This is a genomic window from Enterococcus durans NBRC 100479 = LMG 10746, from assembly GCF_001544215.1.
GTDB lineage: Bacteria > Bacillota > Bacilli > Lactobacillales > Enterococcaceae > Enterococcus_B > Enterococcus_B durans.
On the sequence record NZ_BCQB01000028.1, the window covers coordinates 16,721 to 39,370 of the forward strand.

18 protein-coding genes and 2 pseudogenes are annotated in these 22,650 nt (G+C 38.3%); 12 read left to right on the top strand and 8 right to left on the bottom strand.

The window, feature by feature from the left end; all coding sequences use genetic code 11:
* The first annotated feature begins 3 nt into the window (after positions 1-3).
* From ED2_RS09010 to ED2_RS09020, 3 genes are all read left to right on the top strand, one after another.
* Positions 4-345, top strand: a complete 342-nt coding sequence (locus tag ED2_RS09010; protein WP_005876101.1) for a YlbF/YmcA family competence regulator — start codon at positions 4-6, stop codon at positions 343-345.
* Between the two features lie 460 nt (positions 346-805).
* Positions 806-1,432, top strand: a complete 627-nt coding sequence (locus ED2_RS09015) for a hypothetical protein (RefSeq protein WP_016177302.1) — start codon at positions 806-808, stop codon at positions 1,430-1,432.
* A 192-nt stretch (positions 1,433-1,624) separates the two neighbouring features.
* Complete coding sequence (locus ED2_RS09020) at positions 1,625-1,837, top strand: hypothetical protein (protein WP_005876099.1); 213 nt, start codon at positions 1,625-1,627, stop codon at positions 1,835-1,837.
* A 10-nt stretch (positions 1,838-1,847) separates the two neighbouring features.
* Here the strand turns inward: ED2_RS09020 and ED2_RS09025 are convergent, their stop codons facing one another.
* From ED2_RS09025 to ED2_RS09055, 7 genes are all read right to left on the bottom strand, one after another.
* Positions 1,848-3,602 carry an ABC transporter ATP-binding protein gene (locus ED2_RS09025; protein WP_016177303.1) on the bottom strand — a complete coding sequence of 585 codons (1,755 nt, stop codon included), beginning with the start codon at positions 3,600-3,602 and terminating at the stop codon, positions 1,848-1,850.
* A gap of 10 nt (positions 3,603-3,612) precedes the next feature.
* Positions 3,613-4,449, bottom strand: a complete 837-nt coding sequence (locus ED2_RS09030; RefSeq protein WP_025481378.1) for a sugar phosphate isomerase/epimerase family protein — start codon at positions 4,447-4,449, stop codon at positions 3,613-3,615.
* A gap of 1 nt (position 4,450) precedes the next feature.
* A complete protein-coding gene (locus ED2_RS09035) occupies positions 4,451-5,134 on the bottom strand; it encodes a rhamnogalacturonan acetylesterase (protein ID WP_005876094.1) in 684 nt (227 codons plus the stop codon).
* 356 nt (positions 5,135-5,490) lie between these two features.
* Complete coding sequence (gene uxaC / locus ED2_RS09040; protein WP_005876092.1) at positions 5,491-6,885, bottom strand: glucuronate isomerase; 1,395 nt, start codon at positions 6,883-6,885, stop codon at positions 5,491-5,493.
* A gap of 36 nt (positions 6,886-6,921) precedes the next feature.
* The gene (locus ED2_RS09045; protein ID WP_016177305.1) at positions 6,922-8,430 is read right to left on the bottom strand and encodes a UxaA family hydrolase; all 1,509 of its coding nucleotides are present in this window, start codon (positions 8,428-8,430) and stop codon (positions 6,922-6,924) included.
* On the bottom strand, positions 8,423-9,844 hold the full coding sequence (locus ED2_RS09050) for a tagaturonate reductase (protein ID WP_016177306.1): 1,422 nt from the start codon (positions 9,842-9,844) through the stop codon (positions 8,423-8,425). The genes ED2_RS09045 and ED2_RS09050 overlap by 8 nt, the downstream gene beginning before the upstream one ends.
* A gap of 83 nt (positions 9,845-9,927) precedes the next feature.
* Complete coding sequence (locus ED2_RS09055; RefSeq protein WP_005876088.1) at positions 9,928-10,944, bottom strand: LacI family DNA-binding transcriptional regulator; 1,017 nt, start codon at positions 10,942-10,944, stop codon at positions 9,928-9,930.
* A 227-nt stretch (positions 10,945-11,171) separates the two neighbouring features.
* Between ED2_RS09055 and ED2_RS09060 the strand changes: the two genes are divergently transcribed.
* Positions 11,172-13,370, top strand: coding sequence for a helix-turn-helix domain-containing protein (locus tag ED2_RS09060; protein ID WP_016177308.1), 2,199 nt, complete (start codon positions 11,172-11,174; stop codon positions 13,368-13,370).
* Positions 13,371-13,620: 250 nt separating this feature from the next.
* On the opposite strand, the gene ED2_RS09065 is transcribed toward ED2_RS09060, so the two are convergent.
* Entirely contained in the window at positions 13,621-14,493 is an 873-nt protein-coding gene (locus tag ED2_RS09065) for a carbohydrate ABC transporter permease (RefSeq protein WP_016177309.1), read from the bottom strand.
* A gap of 286 nt (positions 14,494-14,779) precedes the next feature.
* Between ED2_RS09065 and ED2_RS09070 the strand changes: the two genes are divergently transcribed.
* The 8 genes and pseudogenes from ED2_RS09070 to ED2_RS09105 all read left to right on the top strand — a co-directional run.
* Positions 14,780-15,742: an ABC transporter permease gene (locus ED2_RS09070; protein WP_016177310.1), complete on the top strand. Its 963-nt coding sequence runs from the start codon at positions 14,780-14,782 to the stop codon at positions 15,740-15,742.
* A gap of 21 nt (positions 15,743-15,763) precedes the next feature.
* Positions 15,764-16,455: pseudogene (locus ED2_RS09075) on the top strand (YesL family protein).
* Positions 16,421-17,929 carry an extracellular solute-binding protein gene (locus ED2_RS09080; protein WP_016177312.1) on the top strand — a complete coding sequence of 503 codons (1,509 nt, stop codon included), beginning with the start codon at positions 16,421-16,423 and terminating at the stop codon, positions 17,927-17,929. Before ED2_RS09075 ends, ED2_RS09080 begins: the two are co-directional and overlap by 35 nt.
* A gap of 250 nt (positions 17,930-18,179) precedes the next feature.
* Positions 18,180-19,283 carry a glycoside hydrolase family 88/105 protein gene (locus ED2_RS09085; RefSeq protein WP_016177313.1) on the top strand — a complete coding sequence of 368 codons (1,104 nt, stop codon included), beginning with the start codon at positions 18,180-18,182 and terminating at the stop codon, positions 19,281-19,283.
* Positions 19,283-20,620, top strand: coding sequence for a glycoside hydrolase family 28 protein (locus ED2_RS09090; RefSeq protein WP_016177314.1), 1,338 nt, complete (start codon positions 19,283-19,285; stop codon positions 20,618-20,620). The genes ED2_RS09085 and ED2_RS09090 overlap by 1 nt, the downstream gene beginning before the upstream one ends.
* Positions 20,607-21,485: pseudogene (locus ED2_RS09095) on the top strand (alpha/beta hydrolase family protein). Before ED2_RS09090 ends, ED2_RS09095 begins: the two are co-directional and overlap by 14 nt.
* Before the next feature lies 1 nt (position 21,486).
* Positions 21,487-22,395 (top strand): pectinesterase family protein, encoded by a 909-nt coding sequence (locus ED2_RS09100; RefSeq protein WP_016177316.1) that lies wholly within the window; start codon positions 21,487-21,489, stop codon positions 22,393-22,395.
* A gap of 1 nt (position 22,396) precedes the next feature.
* Positions 22,397-22,650, top strand: a 254-nt coding sequence (locus tag ED2_RS09105; RefSeq protein WP_060789753.1) for a DUF4064 domain-containing protein, incomplete at its 3' end; no start/stop codon positions are given.

Genomic DNA, 22,650 nt, shown 5'->3' on the forward strand with positions numbered 1-22,650 from the left:
ATTATGTCAAATATTTATGATAGCGCAAATCAAATTGAACGTGAAATCCGCGAATTACCAGAATTCAAGGCTTTGGAAGAAGCTTATGCAAAAGTGAAAGCCAATGAAGAAGCGCATCAGTTATTTAAAGATTTCCAAGCAATGCAAATCGAATTGCAAGAAAAACAAATGAGCGGCCAAGAATTCAGTGATGAAGATGCAGCCAAAGCCCAAGAGATGGCAATGAAAATCCAAGCAGAAGAAGTTATCAATGATTTGATGCAAAAAGAACAAGGATTCAGCACGATCATTAATGATTTAAACCGAATCATCATGACACCAGTCAGAGATTTATATAGTGAATAGAAGTCTTGAATAGTATGGACTGAAGCTAAGAATGGAAAAGAGCGTGGGACAAAAGTAAGAAACACTTTTGTCCCATTCTTTAAAAGCGAATAAACGGTGGGAGCAGAAGCAATTCCTTCGGAAATAAGCCGAAATTCACAAAAATTTGAAAAGCAATTTTCGTGAATTTCTTCTTATTTATCGGAGTTAAACACTTCTGTCCCAACCTCTTTTTTTTGAATGGATTTAGCGTGGAAAATGGCTTTTCCAGATTTTAAGATGGTCGAAACATGAGGTATAAAATATGAGAAGTAGAGAAAATACGTTTATTGTTTTGACTGCTTCAATGAGCAATTCTGAGGGAAGATTATTTTTTTCGTTTGAAGAAAAAAGAGTTCTGCGATTGCCACTATTCTCCAACATTTTTTGCTATGGTTACTTAGATAGTAACTAAAATACAGAATATTAAGGGGAGCTAGCGATGGAGCAGGAAAAATATTTTTTAGGTATTGAGAATACGCCATGCTTTAATTTCAAACGAATGACGGAACTATGCGCAAAATCTAAGACTAAAACACTCTTGACGTATCTGATGAAACTAGAAAATACGGTACAAGATGCCGCATGGCAGTATGCACAGAAGCAGACTGTGGATAGCTTTACCAACTATGAAAGCAGTATTAATTGGTTAGCTAGTTTAAATAAAGAAGTTTCTGGAAGGCGCCAAAACAAGAAGAACTTTCTGATGAAATACATACGAAAAAATAAATATACTAAACTCAACGAACGAGTAGAACGACATGTGAACAACTTTAAATCCTGTAAAAATGCTTGGCAAACTCATCATCAAATGAAGCAAGCAAATCAGAACCAGCAGTCTGAACAGTCAAAATACCCGATGGGGCGATCAAATACGCAACGGCACCCAAGCACTTCTCTCCAAACGTCTGAGCCACCAAAAAAGAGGATCGATCTAAGAAAAATACCGCAACGTTCAGATAGTAGAGTCTCCAGAAAAACTGTGATCCTTCATGGGATAGCGGTCAAAGAATTGCAGATTAAGCAAAGAGCTTCTCTTGTCCGTTCTCTTGATTCCGATTCAAGATAAAACAAAAAAACTCTGTATAGACGATAACAATCGATCGTTGTATGCAGAGATTTTTTGTTTATGCTGAAAGTAGTTGGAAAGACAGGTTTGTTTCTTAACTATCAAGGTGTATCTGCTATACTAGAGATAGTTTTCCAGATGATTCTCGTTTAAAGATTCAGTTGACGATTTAAAGTAAGGTGGTGTATCAGAATGAAAAATAAAAAATTTTCTTGGAAAGATTTTTGGGAAATCATCGGTTCATATCTTTTCACGATTCTCTTACTCCCAGCAATTTATTCTTTGACAACTGCCCAAGTAGTTTCTTCTGTATTTGATGAAAAATACCTGATAGACATCATTGTCTTATTTTGTGTCATCATTGTGCCGTTTGCTGTCTACAAAGGAATACGAAAACGAAAATAAGTACTTTTCGTTATTCATGCTGCATCTGATAAAAATACCCCTTGTTAGCCATTAATTCTTCGTAGGTGCCAGTTTCGATGATTTTTCCTTTCTCGATCACAATGATGCGATCTGCTTCTTTGATGGTAGAAAGACGATGGGCAACAATAAATGTGGTCGCTGCTTCGGTCAAATAATCCAGAGCGTGTTGAATCTTTTTTTCTGATTGTGTATCCAGGGCTGAAGTAGCTTCATCCAATAAAATGATTTTAGGGTTACGAATCAAGGCCCGTGCGATGGAAATCCGTTGTTTCTGGCCACCAGATAATTGACTGCCATTTTCTCCGACTAAGGTGTCCAATCCATTGGGAAGCTCTTCAATCAATGAACGTAGCAGTGCAGCTTCGATCACTGCATCTAGTTGCTGTTCTGAAATGTTCGTCAGTCCATACGTAATATTTTCTCTGATTGATGCAGAAAAAAGCAACGTTGTTTGTGGAACGACAGCTAAAAATTGCCGAACAGATCGCATATCCACTTGCGTCAACGGTTGCTCATCTAGATAGATCGTTCCTGAAGTAGGTTGGATGAAGCCAATCAATAAATTCAGTAGCGTAGATTTGCCTGAGCCTGACGGTCCAACAAAGGCGATTGTTTCTCCAGGTTGGACATCCAAGGTGAAATCGTTGATGACGGGGTGTTGTTTATCTAAATAATGAAAACTGACATGATCGAAGTAAAAATGGCCGTCTATTTTTTTTATTTTCTTTTTTCCTTGATAGCGCTCTACTTCACCAGCACCCATGATTTCCCCGATAGAACTAATTGATTCCATTCCCTTTGAGATCGTTGGAACGAGGGTGATGATCCCCGAAACTGAGTTGACGACAGTTGTAAAGTAAGTTTGGTACACCACTACGTCGCCTGGTTGGATTTTTCCTTGTAGCGCTAATAGTCCAGTAAATATCAAACAGATCAATTGGAAAATTTGAAAACTAGCCCAACTCACGGAACCAAAGACCGATTGCAATATATCTAATTGGAATCCTTTTTTATAGATTTGAGAAAAATGGGTATTCAAACGTCTTGTTTCATGATCCTCTAGTGAATGAGCTCTAGCAATCGGAGCTAGTTCGATTACTTCAAACACTTTTGCTGAAGTTTCTTCCATTTCTTGACGGAATTCTGAGTTTGACCGTTTGATTTTCTTGCGGAAGAAAACAACAACTAATGCGGCAAATGGAACGGTTGCTAAAAAGAAGAGAAAAACTACTGGGCTTTTGTATAAGGTGATTCCCAGAGCTACGAATAAATTCACTGAAATATTCAATGCACTTACAAAGACTTGCGACGAGAGAGTCTGGATAGCTTCAACATCACGAATGATCTTTGATTGGATCCTCCCAGACTGCATCTCCTTCTGATAGGGGATCGATAATTCTTGGATTTTCTTGATCAATGCTCCACGGAGCCCAGCTTCTACTTGGCGAATCGAAGAGCTATGATATTTGACATGAAAGTAATTGGTCAAAATATTTTGCCCAATCAGTAAAAACATAAATAGAGCATTTACATAAATTGTATGGATCTGTGTAGTATCTCTTGATGTTGCTACATTGATCACGTTCGCAATGGCTATTGGCATGAGCCATGAAGGCAAGTGTTTGATCACAAAAAATAGACTGGATAGAGCAAAGCGTCCATAATTGCCTTGATAAAGTGTCAATAAAATATAAAATGGATTCTTTTGTTCTTTTAGATAACTCTCTTTGATATGTTCTTCCATCAGTCATACCTCAGCAAATGTCGTAAAGACGTTCTAAATGGGTTACTGCCTGGACAACCGATTTTTCCGGTGTTGCTTCAAGGGTCGTGTACAGCAGAGGACGGTCATATTTTACAAAATGCAACAAAGGGCGGAAATCTAAACAACCTTGGCCTACTGGGACCATCTGGATGGTTTTGTTTTTGATGATGTAGTCCTTAAGATGCAACGCTGCTAAATGAGGACCAAGTTCTTCTAAGGCATTTTGAATGATCGCTTTTTGTTCTCCGTGATTTTGAGGACAAATCAAATTTGCGCAGTCTAATATGAGCTTTAGATTTGGAGAAGCCACATCATGGATCAATCTTTTAGCTAATTGATAAGAGTAGAGCGGATGATTGATGCCTGCTTCGATTGCAACGGTTACACCAAACTTTTCTGCTTCTTTGACCATTTCGATGACAGAATCTCGAGCAATTTGATACGCTTCTTCGGTAAAATTTCTTGGAGTGTAGCCAGTCTCGACACTGCCAGTTTCCGTAGCAATCATCTTTGCTCCATAAGCTGAGCAAAGCGAAATCTGATGTTTGAACGTAGCTAACGCTTGTTTTCGAATATGACTATCTTCACTGGAAATATTGACGTAACACCCCAGTATAGAAAGTTCAATATCGTTTTTCTGGAAATAAGTGCCAAAGTGACTAGCTGTCCCTAAAGTCATGTTGCCTAACGTCAATTCTTTCGAAAACGCTTTTTGTGGTGCAAATTGGATATGAGAAAGACGCAACTCTTGCAACTTTTGAACCAAGTTTTCTTTTGTAGTGATGGTTAAGTCATGTGCTCGAATCCCTAAATTAAGTGGGAAAATCTTAAACACCTTCTTTCAATAACTCAGCAAGCGGTAGTTGTTGTGCTTTTATTTCTTGAACGATCAAGTGTGCTATTTTTTCTGCTCCTAATGGACTGAAATGGGTATTGTCCTCCAAACCATCTGGATAATTTTTGTTTACTTCTGGTTTTAGATGCAAATAAAATTCTTTTGTTTGTTCCTCTGTGTAGGTGTGTAAAAGCTGCTGTGATAACGAAAAGGTATCTAACAACGGATAATTATTTTTTTTTGCAAATTGTTTCATTGCACTAGGATATTCGCCTAAACAATCGGCGTCTAACCTGCCATTGGGCAAATAATTTCGCCGAGTGACCGGAGTCAGAAAAACTGGATGGACATTTGCTTTTATGGCTGTACGGGCAAAAAACGCAAGATTCTCAATGTACTCTCCGTATGGAAGGGTTCCTTTATCTGCGTGTATTTTTTGATCATTATGTCCAAATTGAATCAACAAAAAATCGCCTGGTTTAAATGTAGTAACTAGACGAGCTAAATGTCCTTCCTCAATGAAGGATTTGGTGCTCCGACCGTTCATTGCTTGATTATTGAGGGAAACAGCTGGAGCGAAATAGGAAGCAAACTTTTCTCCCCAACCGGTTTCTGGTCGTTTTTGTTCTTCTTTTATTGAGGCAGTAGAATCTCCAGCAATATGGATAGTTGGCATGTTTTCACTACTTTCTAACTGTATTTTTTTCTGAAATCTAGGGAGGAACGATACACTCATAGCAAAGGGAGTAGTTGCTAGTACGAGTGTCCTTTTTATCTATTTACGCTTTTTCTTCAAAAAGAATCGAGAGTGGGACAAAAGGAAGAAATACTTTTGTCTCATCCTTTAAAAACGAATAAATGGTGGGAGCAGAAGCAACTCCTTCTTAAATAAGCCGAAATCCACAAAAATGTGAAAAGCAATTTTCGTGAATTTCTTCTTATTTTTCGGAGTTAAACACTTCTGTCCCAGCCTCAAGCATATAATCAAAGAAATAGGGAACAGTAGACATAGCAAAAACTGTCCACTAGGGACTAATCAAAAAAACCAAAATACTGTTGGGCATTGTGGTAGCTGATATTTTCTACAAGGTTGCCAAGTAGTTCAACATCTTCTGGCGCTTCACCGCGTTCGACCATTTCCCCGATAAATTCGCAAAGTACACGACGGAAATATTCATGCCTAGTGTACGAAAGAAAACTTCTGGAATCCGTGAGCATACCAACAAAATTACCTAAAGCACTTCCATCAGCAAATTGTGTGAGCTGTTCTCTCATCCCCGCACGCGTATCGTTGTACCACCAGCCTGATCCTAATTGTAATTTACCAGGTGCTTCTTTTTGATAGCAGCCCATCAAAGCGGTGATGATAGGATAATCATTTGGATTTAATGAATAAAGGATCGTTTTAGGTAATTGATCAGTACTTTCAGCACGGTCCAATAGCTGTTGCAACGGCACAGTTAATGACAAGTCATTGATCCCATCATAGCCAGTATCTGGCCCTAATGTTTCAAACATCCGTGTATTACAGTTCCGATAGGCATGGATATGCAGTTGCATCGTCCATTTGTAGGAATGATAGAATTGGAATAGTCGGCTTAGTGTTTCTGTACGATAAGCATCGATATCCGCTTTTTCTAATGGTTTGCCAGCCAGAGCTTTCTGGAAGATCGCTTCTAATTGCTCCTCGTCTGCCTCTGCATAACGCAATGTATCCAGCGCATGATCGGAGACACGGCAGCCATGTTGATGGAAATAATCTACTCGTTGTCCCAAAGCTTCAATAAACTGTGCGTAGGTTGTGATTGGTTGTTCCGTTTCTTCCGCTAGCGCTGTGACCCACTGCTTAAATCCTTCTTTATCGACATTCAATGCTTTGTCGGGTCTAAAAGAAGGGAGAACGCGCAATTCTGTTTCTTCTTCAGCTAATAAGCGGTGATAGTGGAGGTCATCGATGGGATCATCGGTCGTACAGATAACTTTAACATGCGCATTTTTTGCAATTTCTCGTCGCTTGAATTCAGGTGTTGCTAAACATTTGTTTGCTTGATCCCAGATTTCTTGGGCATTTTCTTCGTTAACAAGGAGGTCAATATCAAAAAAACGTTTTAGCTCAAGATGGGTCCACGTATAGAGTGGATTGCCAATGATCTTTGGTACAGTTTGACACCATGCTAGAAATTTTTCGAAATCAGAAGCGTTACCAGTAATCTTTTCCTCTGGCACACCACAGGCACGCATCAGACGCCATTTGTAGTGATCGCCACCTAACCAAGCTTCGGTGATATTTTCAAAATTTTTATTCTCGTAGATTTCTTTTGGGTCTAAATGGCAATGATAATCAATGATGGGCATTTTCTTTGCATAAGAATGATACAATTTTTTTGCCCATTCATCTTTTAATAAAAAATCTTCTGATAAAAACATTTGTCGTCCTTCTTTCTTTTTTTATGATCGTAAGCTTTATAGTGTCACACCATTTTTGAAGATGGCAATTTCTCTTACATCATTCTGCTCATTTCTAGTTTCTTCACCGCTAGCAACAGCAATGATTTTTGTAATAAAGCGTTCTAAAATGCTTTCCATAGGTTCTTTCAGTAGTTCGCCAGCATTGAAATCCATCCAATGTCCTTTTCGATCGAACAATGTTGTATTCGTCGCAACTTTTAAAGTTGGCACATAAGAGCCGAAAGGAGTACCACGACCAGTTGTAAATAGGACCAACTGACAATCAGAAGAAGCAAGGGCAGAAGCAGCAACTAGGTCATTTCCAGGAGCCTGTAATAAACTAAGCCCATTTTTTCGGATCTTTTCCCCATATTGAAGAACATCTACAACTGCGGAACTTCCGGATTTTTGGGTACAGCCCAACGATTTATCCTCTAAGGTCGTTATCCCTCCGGCTTTGTTCCCTGGAGAAGGGTTTTCATAAACGGGTTCTCCATAAGAAAGAAAATACTGTTTGAAGTCATTGATCAGATGGACGATAGAGTCAAATACTTCCTCATTTTCTGCACGTGCCATCAATACTTGTTCCGCCCCAAACATCTCAGGTACTTCAGTCAGGATCGTACTGCCTCCTTGAGAGATAAGATAATCTGAAAATGCACCAAGGAGTGGATTAGCTGTAATACCTGATAGACCATCTGAACCACCACATTTTAGGCCCACGTTTAATTTATTCAAAGGAACTGTTGTGCGTTGATCCCCAGCAGCAGCTTCTAACAATTCTTCTAGTAAGGCAACACCTTGTTCAATCTCATTGTAGACTTCTTGGGCAACGAGAAATTTAACTCGGTCATCGTCATATTCTCCGAGAGTTTTTTTGAATTCTGGGACTGTATTGTTCTCGCAGCCTAATCCAAAGACGAGAACTCCGCCAGCATTCGGATGATGGACTGCATCGGCTAAGATATCTCTTGTTTGCAAGTGGTCTTTTCCTAGTTGGGAACAGCCATAGGGATGTTTTAAAATCGTTACGTGATCGAAATTCCCTAAGTCAGGATGTTTTTGCTTGAATTCTTTGACGATCAGCTCTGCAACCCCGTTTACACAACCAACTGTTGGAACGATGAACAGATCATTTCGAATGCCTACCTTTCCGTTCTTTCGGACATAACCTTGAAAAGTGCGGTTCTCAAAAGGATAGCTGATAGGGTGGACATCTTGCTGAAAATGATAAGTCAATTCACCTGAAAGATTAGTTTTCACATTATGGGTATGCAACCATTCTCCGGCTTTGACATCTGTAGTGACATGACCGATCGGATAACAATATTTAATGCCATTTTCGCCTTCTTTTAAATCTACTAATGCAATTTTATGACCTTGTGGAATATCTTCCAATGTTGTGACGATTTGTTGATCTACGACAAGCTGTGTTGCTTTAGGAATAGGGGATAAGGCCACGACCACACTATCTCTTTGATTTAATTTCATGATAGGTAAAGGAGTGACAGTAGTTTCAAGCATTCATCATCGTTCCTTCCATTTCACTGACGACTTGTCGAATATCGGCAGCCTCAATTTTTTCGATCAGTGATTCGATCGTTGCTGTTAGGTTATTTATTTTAGATAAATCAGTGCCCCAGAGAGTCTCATCTTGCAATAAAGTAGCTACAGCAGTAGTTGGTTGTTCCCAAGCGGATTTAAAGCGTTCAACGATCACCGGATCATCATGAACAGTTACTTGGTCATTGCGATACATCAGTAACAAGGCAGCTAAAGAAATGCTCATAAGCGGTGGTAATTGATTTTTTTCGTCTGCATATCTTCTGAATACAGGCAACAGTCGCGTAGTGAATTTAGCGATACTATTCAATGAAATCGCTTCTAATTTATGATTAGCAAATGGGTTTAAAAAGCGTTCTTTGATTTGCTCTGCATATACGATCAATTCGCTTTCTGGTAAAGCGAGCATCGGGATCAGTTCTGTTGCAAACAATTGATCGATGTAGCCTGAAAAAAGTGGATCTTTCATCACATCTTCAACCGTTTCTAACCCAGCTAATCTAGCTACAGGGACCATAGCAGTATACGGTCCGTTCAAAAGATGGACTTTTCGTTCACGATAAGGTGTCATATCTTCTGTAAATACAACGTTCAATCCAGCTTCAACTAATGGTAATTTTTCTTTTACTGTTTCAGGTCCTTCAATCACCCATAACATGAATGGTTCTGCTTTGACCATCAGCTGATCTTCATAACCATGTCGTTCGTTGAAGACTGAAGCTGATTCTCTTGGATAGCCAGGAACGATCCGGTCAACTAAACTGCAGCAAAATATATTTTCTTGATCGAGCCATGTGATGAATTCTGCTCCCAAATCCCACTGGTGTGCATAACGCAAGATGATTTCTTTTAATTTTTCTCCATTTCGATCAATCAACTCGCAAGGAATGATCGTCAATCCTGCTTTGCCTGCCGCAAATCTTCTATATAAGAAAGCAGTCAATTTCCCAGGGAAACTTTCTGGAGGCATATCTTGGAGTTGATCGCTTTCCAGATATTGGATACCTGCTTCTGTTGTGTTGGAGAAGATGAATTCTAAGTCCTCATTTTCAGCTAATGACAAAAAGTGGTTCCATTGTTGATAAGGATTGATCACATCATCAACCACTGTGATGACTTCTGAGGAATCGATGATTTCTCCATCCAATAATCCTTGCAAAATAACCGTGTATAAATTGTCTTGATTGTTCAGCATTTCCCCAAGCCCCATGGGTAACGGTTGGACGATTGTCACGTTTCCGCGATAAAGCTCCTGATTATTTAGTTGCTGGATCTGCCAATCAACAAAACCACGCATAAAGTTGCCTTCTCCAAATTGTAAAATTTTTGTAGGAGCATTGTTTTTTTGAACCAGTTCTTTCGTTAGTTTTTTCATTTATTATTGTCCTTTCTGTGTTATGCACACGTTAACATTTTTATGTAAAAAAGTAGAAGATTCTACTTTTTATCTCGGGTGTATTATTTTCCGTTTGCCAAGTTTTCGTCGTATACTTTGACTGATTCTCGTATCATTAGTGTAGTTGCTAATTGGATTTTTTTATCCTCTATTATTTGATTGTTTATTCGATTTTGGAGTATCTTCGTCCCTTGTTCACACATTTCTTTTACTGGTTTGTGGACGCTTGTAAGGGGAGGAGTGAGATACGACACAACTGGCGAATCGTCAAATCCGATCAAAGAAATCGATTTGGGTACTTGCAGATTCGCAACATTGATTGCTCGCAGTGCACCGATAGCAGTATCATCATTCCCACAAAAAACCAAGGTTGGTCGTTCGGGAAGTGCAAGTAACCGATTCATATTTTGCCAGCCGCTCTCTAAGCTGTAGTCCCCGTTTAAAAACAAAGATTCGTCGATTGGGAGGTTCGCTTTTTTTAAACTATGCAACACCCCTTTTTTTCGTTCATTCGTTGAATGGAAATTTTCTGAGCCGCCAATGTACGCAATTCTTTTATGTCCTAAGCGGATCGCGTAGTCGACTGCTTGAGAAACGCCTGCAGAGTCGTCAGCGACTACATTGAGAATTTCTGGATCTTTTACATGTCGGTTGATCACGATAAAAGGGAAATTTTTATTTTTCAGATAATCGATCAACGGTTGATCTTCGTCACTTTGACTCAGAATGATCACTCCATCATAGCGTTGCAGATTGATTTCAGAAAGAACCAACGTATCAATACTTTCGACCGATAAACTATAATTTTTATCTAAAGCTTGGCGGACACCAGAAATCGCCTCTGCTAAAAAGCTTGAGCTTGTTCCTTTTTGAAGGCTGGAGAAGAATAAGCCAATCAAATATTTTTTTTGATTGACGAGCCCTTTTGCACTGAAGTTTGGTACATAGTTCAGCTCTGCCGCAATCGCTCGGATTTTTTCTTTTGTTTCTTCTTTTATCAAACGGCTGTCATTTAATGCGCGAGAGACAGTCGTGTGGGAAACTCCCGCTGTTTTTGCAATATCTTTGATAGTTACCATGGAATCATTACTTTCATTATCGACTTTTGTTAACGCATTCATCATATTATGTTAAGGGTAATAAGTCAATAGAGCCCTGGTAATAGTATGTTGCACACGTTAAAAATTTATTTGGATATTCCATTTGAGATATGCTATTCTAATAGAGGAACATACTCATCTGATTAGATGAGTATCAATTTTACATAAAATGTAAGCCTTTTATTTCTTAGGGAAAGAGGGAGAAAATGAAGAAAAGTACATTATTTTATAAGATTTTTTTACCGATATTTTTACTAGGTACGTTTTTAGTGTTAGGGTTTAGTCTATTTATTTATAAAACGACTTATGAATCGATCGAGACAAATTATTTATCTGATAAAGAAAGCTTACTCAGACAGATCAAAACGAATATTGAATGGAAAATCCGTACCATTGAGTATTCTTTCTCGACTTATGGCTCGACAAAAAATTTTTCGGATATTTTTACAAAGCCTCTTTCCTATAAGGAATACCCTATCTATTCTGAAGTACGAAAAGAATTGAATTTTATTGAAACGATCGTGATGGATGATAATACCTATGATTTGATCAGTTTAAAAGGAAAATGGGGAGTAATCAATGGGTCGTTAAGTCAGCTTTCAGAGGAAGAAATCAGCAATTATCGAAATAAATACATAAATAACAATAATAATTTATTCTGGAAAAAACAGCCTAAGGGAATCGAAATGATCATTGCATTACCAATGTTTGTCCAAGATAAATATGCACTGGGAATTGCGTCGATCGACAATTATACACTCAATAAAACCATTGAGCAAAGTGGTGATGATGTCCTCAAGATCGAAAATGATCAAGGGATACTATTTAATGAAGAGCATTCTTCCCAAAATGATTTAACGTATCAAAAACTAGACGATTTACTTGAATACAATAAGACAAAGGTACTGCATCAAGACGGAAGAAACTATGTTTTACTGAAATCAGACTATAACAATTGGATCTATAGTTTAGAAGTCGACCAAAGTACTGTCGGAACAATGATCAGAAATCTAAGAATCGGTTTGCTTACCGTTTCTATGACCTTAGTTGGTTTGGTTTGCTTCTTGTCTTATTCTTTTTCAGAGCGATTTTCTCGACCGATTTCTCAAATCCAAGAGCGTTTGAATCTCAAATCTCAAGAGTTCAACCAAAAAGAATTAGATGATGTAGCCCATTCAGTCAGTCAAATCATTGGTGAGAATGAGTCATTAAGCGCAAATCTAGTGACACAAAAACCACAACTTGAAACGTTGTTCGTTCTTAGTTTATTCCGAAATCGAGTAGAAAAACGGGAGTTGGCGCAGCGACTCCAGCAATTTGGTTACAGTGCAGAGGATGAATGTTATTACACGGCACTTGTTCAAATCGATCTATTAGAAGATAGCCATGGCGGTGAACGTGATCTATTGCTTTTAGCAATCAATAATATGATTGCGGAAATCGTTCCAAAAGAAAATCGAATGATCCCAATAGTATTGAACGAAGAAATGCAAGCAACGATCTATCGAATGAAAAAGGGACACACTGAAGCAAGAAAAGAAGTGATGGCATATTGCCGCCAGATCCAAAAAGCGATTAAAGAGTACTTGAATTTGACGGTAAGCATCGGTGTCAGTGAACAATTTGAAACGTTGAATGAAAGTAAACAATCCGTTGACCGTGCAAAAGAAGCACTTTATTATCGGGTAAACACAGGACCAAATTCAATTATTTTTTATCAGGAAATCGTGTCTGCTGATCATGAAAAAACATTGATCCGCTATCCGGTAGAAAAACAAAACCGCTTATTTGAAGCCATTCGGTCAGGTGAGCAGGAAATCGAAGAACCTTTACATGCACTAATAGTAGAAATGTTTAAGCAAAATAAAAATCCTCTAAGTAGAGAGGTTGTAGTCATCCGCTTGATCAATGAGTTAGTTCAATTAGGACAATTATTGGGTGTATATACAACTGATTTTGAAGATTTAAAACAACTCTATATAAAAGTCCTAAATACTTATCATCCCAAAGAATTAGAAAAAGTAGTACTAAATCAATTAGTTATACCGATCACACGAGGATCTCAAGAAATCACTGAGCAAGAGTTCAAGACGCTCTCAGAAAATATCATCCATATCATCTATAATGAGTATGATCAAGACTTGTCTTTGGATGTTATCGCAGATCGCTTGCACTACAATCCAAATTATTTAAGTAGCGTATTTAAAAAAGAAACTGGCGAAAATTTCGGCGATTTTGTTCAAAATCATCGATTAGAAGTCGCGAAACAGTGGTTGCGGGAAACGAATTTTTCGGTAAAAGAAATCGCAGAGCGGTTACGGTATCGCAATCCACAGAATTTTATTCGTTTCTTTAAAAAGAAAGAGCAGATCACCCCTGGAGAATATCGTAAGAAGAGCAGCTGATGATTCCTTGTAAGAATATGGATGGGAGGCTGGGACAGAAGTGTTTAACTCCGAGAAATAAGCCGAAGGAGTTGCTTCTGCTCCCACCGTTTATTTGTTTTTAAAGAATGAGACAAAAGTGTTTTTTACTTTGTCCCACGCTCTTGTTCAAAAAAGCCGTATCATCTCGAAAATAAGAACTTCGAGTGATACGGCTTTTTAGTGGCTTGAATGAAGAGCTTCTTTCATACGTAGCTTTATTTTTGTAAAATCAACCTTTGACAGAACCGACCAAGGCACCTTTTACAAAATATTTTTGAACAAAAGGATAAGCAATCAACATAGGAACAGTTGCAATAACGATAACAGCCATTTTGATTGTTTGAGCCGGTGGTACGATATCTACAGCGCTGCTTTCTGCTTGCATCCCACTTGAAACGATAACGATCTGACGAAGTAAGATTTGGATCGGCCATTTCGCAGAATCATTGATATACAAGATTGCTGTCATGTACGTATTCCAATAAGTAACAGCGTAGAATAAAGAAATCGTTGCGATAGATGGTAAAGCTAAAGGCAACATGATTTTGAAGAATACACCAAAATCAGTACAACCATCCATTTTGGCTGATTCTTCTAAACTATCAGGTAGTGCTTGGAAGAAGTTTCTCATAATGATCATGTTCATCGCATTGACAGTCACTGGTAGGATCATGGCCCAGTAAGAATTGACTAGCCCAAGTGATCGGACAACTAAGAATGTAGGAATCATCCCGCCACTAAACAACATTGAGAATACAACCATAAAGTTGACGAATCCTCTACCAAATAAATATCTTCTTGATAAACCATAAGCCATCAATGAGGTAACACACATACTCACGATAGTTCCAACACCTGTGACACCAATTGACACGCCTAACGCTTTAAAAATAGTTGGTGTAGACAAAATGTACCGATAGGCATCCAATGAGAAGGTCGTGGGAAATAAGATGAATTTTTTCTCAACGACCTCTTGGGTGGAAGCAAATGAGGTAGCAATGATGTTTAAGAATGGCACGATACAGATTAAAGCAAGTAAGATTAAAAAGGTATTATTAAAAATGTTAAAACTTCTTTCTCCAATTGAGACTTTCTTTTTCATAATCGTAGAATTTCCTCCTTTAATAAATAAAATATTTGTATACGCTTAATTTATCATTTGGATAAAATTACGTACATAATCATTTTTTTGGTAGTCTAAAAAGGGGAGAAAAAGAACAAATAAGAAAAAAAGCAAAGTATCATTAATTGTGAAAAGATTCATTAGTTGTAGCGTAAAACGCCTCTTTGAGAGCGTTTTACATACAGTGGAAATGATTATATACGTAATTAAATGGATTCTTTATGATAATACCATAAGCTAAAAATCATAAAACAAGGAGGGGCTTATGGAAAGTGTAAAAAAACCAGAAACGTTTCAATTGGCACTATCTAAACAAGAAGAAAAAATACGAAAGCGAAGAAAGACGATTGCAGGAATCAAAACAAATAAACTTTTGTATTTGATGATTTTACCTGGAATACTGTACTTTGTGATCTTTAAGTATTTGCCGATGGGGGGGCTAGTCATTGCGTTTCAAGACTACCAACCATACCTTGGTATTTTAGGTAGTCCATGGGTAGGGTTCAAACATTTTATTCGTTTATTTACAGAACCGACATTTTTTACTTTATTAAGAAACACGTTGATTTTATTCGGACTGAATATTTTTGTTTTTTTCCCGATGCCGATTGTTCTATCTCTTCTATTAAATGAAGTGACAAACAAACGCTTGAAAAATGGGATTCAAACAATCATCTACATTCCTCATTTTATGTCTTGGGTAATCATCGTATCAATCACGTATGTTTTCTTAAATGTGGACGGCGGGGTATTGAATGAACTTTTTGCCAATGTAGGTTTGGGTAAAATCAGCTTTTTGACTTCGCCGGATTGGACAAGAACTGTTTATATCGGTCAAGTAATCTGGAAAGAGTTAGGATGGTCGACAATCATTTATTTATCTGCCATCACAGCAGTCGATACACAATTATATGAAGCAGCTGAAATGGATGGAGCTGGACGTTTACGAAAGACATGGCAAGCCATCAGACCGGTGATCATCACCTTATTGATTTTAAAAATCGGACAGACACTGGACTTAGGATTTGAACATATGTATCTATTGTTAAATTCATTAAATCGTAGCGTAGCAGAAATTTTTGACACGTATATCTATACCGCAGGATTAAAAAATGGACAGTTGAGTTTTAGTACGTCGATGGGCCTATTCAAAGGTGTAGTTGGCCTGTTCATGGTAGTGATTGCGAACAAGATTGCCAAGAAACTAGGAGAAGATGGTGTGTATTAAACACAGGAAGGAGTGAAAGACATGCTGCAATCATTGGATAAGATAAATGGTCGTTTGAACCGTTTATTGCAGTTAGTGTATTTGAATTTTTTATGGGGCGGTTTGGTCATTGCAGGCCTGGGGATTTTTACCTTGGGACCAGCAACTTATGCAATGGTCGCAGTGATTCGTCAATTATTACGCTCTAAAGAATCATTTCCAGTAACACGAACCTATTTCAACTATTTTAAAGAAGGTTATCGCGAAGCATTGATAATGAGCTGGATCTATTGCATCATCGGCGGGATATTGTTTGTTGATCTGCTATTTGTACAGAATTGGTATTTGCGGATTGCACTATTTGTCATTGTATTTTTTTACTTGCTTTCGGCAATCTACATCTATCCAATCATGGCTCATTATGAATGGAAAGGGTACTTTTTCAAAATGAAAATGGCATTTTTGTTCGGCTTTTCCCACTTGCACTATTCACTTGTTCTAATGGTAGTTGTAGGAAGTGTTTATTTGCTCCTGATACAAGCAATACCGGGTGTTTTAACTTTTATTGGTGGTAGCTTCTTCTTTTTCGCGATTACTTGGACAGCCAACCAAATATTTTATCGTCTGGAATTGAAGAACTCATATATAGAAAAAACAGAAAATGACAAAAAATACTAACAATAGTGAAGGAGAAAATTTATGAAAAAAGCAACGCTCGTAAAATTAGGTCTTAGTTTCGCCGGGATACTCGCATTAGCAGCATGTGGTAGTAGCTCAACAAAAAGTGCATCAGAAACAGAAGATGGGAAAACGAAAGTCACTTGGTTGAATGTACTGCACACAGCTTCTCCACCAACTGATAAAATCGTTGATCTGATCGAAGAAAAAACAGATACAGAAATTACGTTCAACTGGATACCTGATGCTTCGAAAGAGGAACGCCTAACTACAGCTTTAGCTTCAAATGAACTGGGTGATATCGTTACATTGCAAATCGCTATGCTGAAGAATTCCTCTGTACGTAACGCACTAAAATCAGGCGTTTTCTGGGATGTTTCTGATTATATTTCTGATTATAAAAATTTAAGTAAAATATCTGAAGACCGAGTAAATGCTGCCAGCATCGATGGAGCTTTGTATGGTGTACCTTTACAAAAAGATTATGCACGTGCTGGTTTAGTTATCCGTAAAGACTGGTTAGATAATTTGGGATTAGACGTTCCGACAACGACAGAAGAATTATATGAAGTAGCGAAACAATTTACAGAAAACGACCCAGATGGTAACGGTGTTGCTGATACTGTAGGATTTGGGGATCGTGCACCAAGCGATATCCGTTATACTAGCTTCAAATTATTCACTTCTTATTTTGGAGCGCCTAATGGTTGGGCAGTTGATGATAAAGGGAAATTCACACCAGAATTTGATACAGAAGAGTATATGAAAGCAATGAACTATTCAAGAGATCTGTATAAAAACGGCTATCTTTCTCAAGATTTCGCTGTAACGCAAAAGACAGATCAACAAGAGCAATTTGCACAAGGTAAAACAGGGATTTACACTGGGATGATCGACATCAAAAACTTGAAGAAAATGGGTCAAGGCATTCAAGAAGGAATGGAATTAGTACCAGTAAATAAAATCTCTGATGGCAAAGATGGCGAGTATCACGTATGGTCCGAAGGAAATGGTGTAGGCGGATTGTTGGCATTTCCTAAATCTTCTGTAAAAGATGAAGCACATCTGAAAAAATTATTGAAATTCGTAGATGATCTATTGGAAGAAGATGTGTACAAGTTGATGACTGGTGGGATCGAAGGAACGCATTATGAACTTCAAGATGATGGCGCGATCAATTTTATCGACATGGATCTATGGCAACAAGATGTGCAACCGTTATCAAGTTCAAGACCAAGTGAAATCACATTCTCATTCAAAGATGCTGATCCTGAAAAAGAGTTATCGAATCAGTTAGTTGAAGAAAATACAAAATTTGCTGTTCTTGATCCAACAGTACCTTTAGATTCAGAAAAAAATAATGAAGTTGGTTCAGAAATCCAAAAAATCGTAGTCGATGCCACTGTGCAATATATCATGGGTCAAACCGATGAAGCTGGGTTCAAAAAAGCCGTAGCTGATTGGAAAGCACAAGGTGGAGATCAAATTACGAAAGAATATGAAGCCGCATACAAAGCAGCGCAAAAGTAAGACTAGGATAGAAACAATATGAAAAATTCTTAATTGCGTTGAATGAGCGTGAGGCAAAAGTAAGAAACACTTTTGTCTCACGCTCTAAATACGAATAAATGGCAGAAATAGAAACAGCTCCTTGGAAAATAAGCCGAAGTTCAGAAGAATTTGCATAGTAATCTTTCTGAATATCTTCTTATTTAACGGAGTCAAATCCTTCTTTTCTAGTCTCTAGTTTTTTTAATTGAACGATAAAGGAGAAAAAATAGTGGAAAAATTGTCACAAAAATTAGCGCAAAGTATCATGGAACGAACACCTCGTTTATATGAAGAAAAATGGTACAAAGGGAAATGGTCGTATGACTATGGTGTTGTCTTAAAAGGATTTCAATTATTATGGAAGAAAAAAAACGAACAGAAATATTTTGATTTCATCAAAACAAATATCGATTATTTTGTTCAAGAGGATGGATCTATTCGTGGCTATAGCGTGAAAGAATTCAATATCGATCATGTGAACACAGGAAAATTGTTCTTTCTACTTTATCAAGAAACTGGTGAAGTGAAGTACAAAAAAGCTGCGGAGTTATTGATGCAACAGTTGGACAATCATCCACGGACATCGGAAGGTGCGTTTTGGCACAAAGAAATCTATCCGTACCAAATCTGGTTAGATGGATTGTACATGGGGGCCCCTTTTTATGCAGAATTCATCCATCAGTTTGCGGAAGAGAAAGAGTATCAAGATGTATTACAACAATTTGAAATCAGCTATAAGCATTTATTCGATGCTAAGACGAAGTTGTTGATCCATGCATGGGATGAGAAAAAAGTCCAACCCTGGGCAGACCCAGAGACAGGTTTGTCACACCATTTTTGGAGTCGATCAATTGGTTGGTACTTGATGGCAGCTGCAGATACGTATGAACTTTTATATGAAGAAATCGATTGTTCATTACTGAAAGAGATCTTAGTTACAACGCTACAAGCATTATTACCTTATCAAGAAACGAATAGTGGAACGTGGTATCAAGTAACGACTGAAACCCAGCGTAAAGGAAATTATTTGGAGGCATCAGGAAGTAGCATGTTCGTCTATGCAATGGCGAAAGCAGTCCGTCTAGGCATTTTAAAGAAAGAAGAATGGTACGACCAAATCAAGAAATCACATCAAGGGTTACTTGATGAGTTTGTATTAGAAACAAAAGAAGGGTGGCTTAACCTAAATAAGAATTGCCAAGTCGCTGGTCTTGGAGGTGCTGATCAAAGAGATGGTTCTTATGCTTACTACATCAGTGAACCAATTATTTGTAATGATCAGAAAGGTGTCGGTGCTTTTCTACAAGCATTGATTGAAGTGGAGGAATTGTAATGTATGACATTCTAGAATTTGGGGCATCTACAGAAAAAATGAATACCGAAGCCATTCAACAGGCAATTGATCAAGCAAATAAAAATGGCGGCGGTTGTGTGTTCATACCGACAGGCGAATTTTTAACTGGGGCATTATTTTTGAAAAGTAACGTCGAATTGCACTTGTCAGCTGGAGCCGTACTGAAATTTTCAGACGATCCGAATGATTACCCAGTTGTTTCCTCTCGGTGGGAAGGGGTGCATCAAAAAGTTTATGCTTCTTGTATTTACGCTGAAGGACAAACGAATATTTCGGTAACCGGATTTGGGAAATTAGATGGTAATGGAAAGAAGTGGTGGGATACTTTTAGAAATGATCGACAGAATTTGGCATATCCTCGTCCTAAGTTGATTAGTTTCCACCATTGTCAACGCATTACTGTTAAAGATATCCAACTGATCAATTCCCCTAGTTGGACAATCAATCCAATTTTATGTGAGAATCTTACCTTTGACAATCTGACTATTTTGAATCCAGCTGATTCTCCAAATACAGATGGAATTGATCCAGAATCTTGTAAGAACATCCGGATCAGTAATTGCCATATCGATGTGGGAGATGATTGTATCGCTATCAAATCTGGCACGGAAGACACTAGTGAAAAAGTTGCTTGTGAAAATATCACGATTGTCAATTGTACGATGGTCCATGGTCATGGTGCAGTGGTATTAGGGAGTGAAATGAGTGGAGATATTCGAAACGTAGTCATCTCGAATTGCGTATTTCAAGAAACAGACCGAGGAATCCGATTGAAATCGAGACGTGGTCGTGGTGGTATCGTGGAAGATGTGCGTATCAATAATATTGTCATGGACCAAGTGATGTGTCCGTTCATCTTGAATCTGTATTACTTCTGTGGGCCTCGCGGTAAGGAACCATATGTTTGGGAAAAAACACTTTATCCAATTGATGAACGTACGCCGAAGTTTCGCAGAATCCATTTTTCCGATATTACAGCCAGAAATGTTCATGCATCAGCAGGATTTATTTATGGATTGGCAGAGCAGTTTATTCAAGAAATCACCTTTGACCGCATTGCTATTTCAATGGCAGAAGAGGCGATTTCGGGAGTGCCAGCAATGATGACCGGGTTAAGTGAGATGAGTAAACAAGGATTTTACCTAGGATTTGCGAAACAAGTGACGTTCAACCAGATTTCTATAGAAAATCACGATGGGCCGGCTTTTGTGTTAGAAAATACGGAACAAATAGAATTTTCTGGATTGCATTCTACACAATCAGACGATCCGGAAGAATTGATCGTGAAAAAGCAGTTTTCTTATGAAACTAATTGAGTTATTAGGTACATCTTCTTTCCGAAAAAAACCGCAAGGAAAAAAATTGACTCGTCGGAAGCAAGATGGGTATGTAGTTGAATGTTATCAACTAGAATTGAATGAATTGGAAACGGTACCTGCGATTTTTGCATTTCCAGATAAATCGGGGCCGTTTCCAACGGTGATCTACCTTCATTCACACGGCGGTGATTTTACTAAAGGTAAAAGCGAATTGCTGTATGGTGAAAAATACCTTGCAGCCCCTTCCTTTGCAAAGGAATTAACAGACATGGGGTACGCCGTTTGGGCAATTGATGCTTGGGGATTTGAAGAACGTGGAGGAATTTCAGAAAGTGAATTATATAAGCGTTTTTTGTTAACTGGTAAAACACTATGGGGAATGAGGATCTTTGATGTCATCAGTTTGATCAACTATTTAGCGACAAGAGAGGATGTTGATATAAATAGATTAGCGACCATCGGGATGTCTATGGGAGGTTTAATGAGCTGGTGGACGAGTGCGTTAGATGACAGAGTGAAGGTGTGCATTGATCTAGCGGCACAAGTGGATATCGAAACGTTACTTGAACATCGTCGACTTGATCATCATGGCTTTTATTATTAAGTACCTAATTTACTAACAGAATATTCAACTTTAGAAATACAAGAGCAGATTGCACCAAGACATAGGCTGAGTCTAGTGGGGAAAAACGATACGATGTGCTTAGATGAAGGTGTTGTAAAATTACGACAAGGATTGAATGAAAAATACGAACGACTTGGTTATCCTGAAAGATTCGTTTCCCAATCAGTTACTGGTGGTCACATGGAAACCCAGGAAATGAGAAAAATATGGAAAGATTTTCTAAAGGAGCGGTTGTAGTATGAAAATTGAAAAATGGGTCAGCAAGAAAAGTGAGAAACATCCCGCGGCTTTTTCAACGATTCAAGAAGGAGTCGCCTATATGGCGAAACAGCCAAACGAAATTAAGAAAGTTTTGTATATCGAAGAAGGAGTGTATCTGGAAAACGTTGCGTGTCGCTTAGCTAATTTTACTATGAGTGGTCATGGAAATGTTGAGATACGAGGAAATCATTACGCTAAGCAGAAATTATCTGATGACTCTGAACGGGGAACTTTTCGGACAAGTACTGTTTTAATAGAAGGAGGCAGCATCACTTTAGAGAACTTAACCATTTCAAACACGGCTGGTCCTGGCGAAAAGGTGGGGCAAGCAGTGGCGCTATTCAATATGGGGCATCAAACAGTGGTTAAAAATTGTCGTTTGAGTGGCTACCAGGATACACTTTGCACTGGCCCATTACCTCTGCTTCAAAAAGATGGTACTCCTTTCGTTACACCGGCAGATGACGTGCATCGTTTTTGTAGACAATTATACGAAGATTGTTGGATCGAAGGGACGATCGATTTCATTTTCGGTGGAGCACAAGCTGACTTTATTCATTGTACGATCCATAGCCGTCAGAGTAACAATGTTGGGTATATTACAGCCGCCTCCACTCCTCAAGATCAAGAAAACGGCTATCACTTTAAAAATTGCGTAGTAACAGCAGATGAAAATACAGCGCCGGTTTATCTAGGCCGTCCATGGCGCCCCTTTGCTAAGGTCGTTTTTGAAAGTTGTAAGATGGCGAACCATATCCATCCAGCAGGTTGGGACAATTGGCAAAATAAAGAGAATGAAAAGAGTGCTTACTTTTTTGAACGGAACAATTGGTATCCAGGAACGGTAATAAGACCATCTTGGATACACTTTGAAAGGAGGGAATAGGATGAAAAGAAAGTGGGAATCAATAGTAGGTATAATTGGCGGGATACTGGCGCTAGTCTTTTTTGGCGGTTTAGCAGTAACACTGAAAAAAATGTCCATAAAAGATTTTGAAACAAGTTATCAGGCATTGAAACTGGAAAAAACAGGAACGCTGGACAATACATTTCACTTATTACAAGATATGACGGGGCTGTTCGCCATCACCTTGTTTATTTCATTGATTTTTCTTGTAGTCGCTGTATTCTTTTCAATACG

Excerpts from the sequence above, each read along its gene's own strand:
- ED2_RS09020 (WP_005876099.1), top strand. The coding sequence starts at position 1,625 with ATGAAAAATAAAAAATTTTCTTGGAAAGATTTTTGGGAAATCATCGGT.
- ED2_RS09055 (WP_005876088.1), bottom strand. The coding sequence starts at position 10,944 with ATGGTAACTATCAAAGATATTGCAAAAACAGCGGGAGTTTCCCACACG.
- ED2_RS09060 (WP_016177308.1), top strand. The coding sequence starts at position 11,172 with ATGAAGAAAAGTACATTATTTTATAAGATTTTTTTACCGATATTTTTA.
- ED2_RS09100 (WP_016177316.1), top strand. The coding sequence starts at position 21,487 with ATGAAAATTGAAAAATGGGTCAGCAAGAAAAGTGAGAAACATCCCGCG.
- ED2_RS09045 (WP_016177305.1), bottom strand. The coding sequence starts at position 8,430 with ATGCTTGAAACTACTGTCACTCCTTTACCTATCATGAAATTAAATCAA.
- ED2_RS09065 (WP_016177309.1), bottom strand. The coding sequence starts at position 14,493 with ATGAAAAAGAAAGTCTCAATTGGAGAAAGAAGTTTTAACATTTTTAAT.
- ED2_RS09050 (WP_016177306.1), bottom strand. The coding sequence starts at position 9,844 with ATGAAAAAACTAACGAAAGAACTGGTTCAAAAAAACAATGCTCCTACA.
- ED2_RS09015 (WP_016177302.1), top strand. The coding sequence starts at position 806 with ATGGAGCAGGAAAAATATTTTTTAGGTATTGAGAATACGCCATGCTTT.
- ED2_RS09070 (WP_016177310.1), top strand. The coding sequence starts at position 14,780 with ATGGAAAGTGTAAAAAAACCAGAAACGTTTCAATTGGCACTATCTAAA.
- ED2_RS09010 (WP_005876101.1), top strand. The coding sequence starts at position 4 with ATGTCAAATATTTATGATAGCGCAAATCAAATTGAACGTGAAATCCGC.
- ED2_RS09080 (WP_016177312.1), top strand. The coding sequence starts at position 16,421 with ATGAAAAAAGCAACGCTCGTAAAATTAGGTCTTAGTTTCGCCGGGATA.
- uxaC (WP_005876092.1), bottom strand. The coding sequence starts at position 6,885 with ATGTTTTTATCAGAAGATTTTTTATTAAAAGATGAATGGGCAAAAAAA.
- ED2_RS09090 (WP_016177314.1), top strand. The coding sequence starts at position 19,283 with ATGTATGACATTCTAGAATTTGGGGCATCTACAGAAAAAATGAATACC.
- ED2_RS09035 (WP_005876094.1), bottom strand. The coding sequence starts at position 5,134 with ATGCCAACTATCCATATTGCTGGAGATTCTACTGCCTCAATAAAAGAA.
- ED2_RS09025 (WP_016177303.1), bottom strand. The coding sequence starts at position 3,602 with ATGGAAGAACATATCAAAGAGAGTTATCTAAAAGAACAAAAGAATCCA.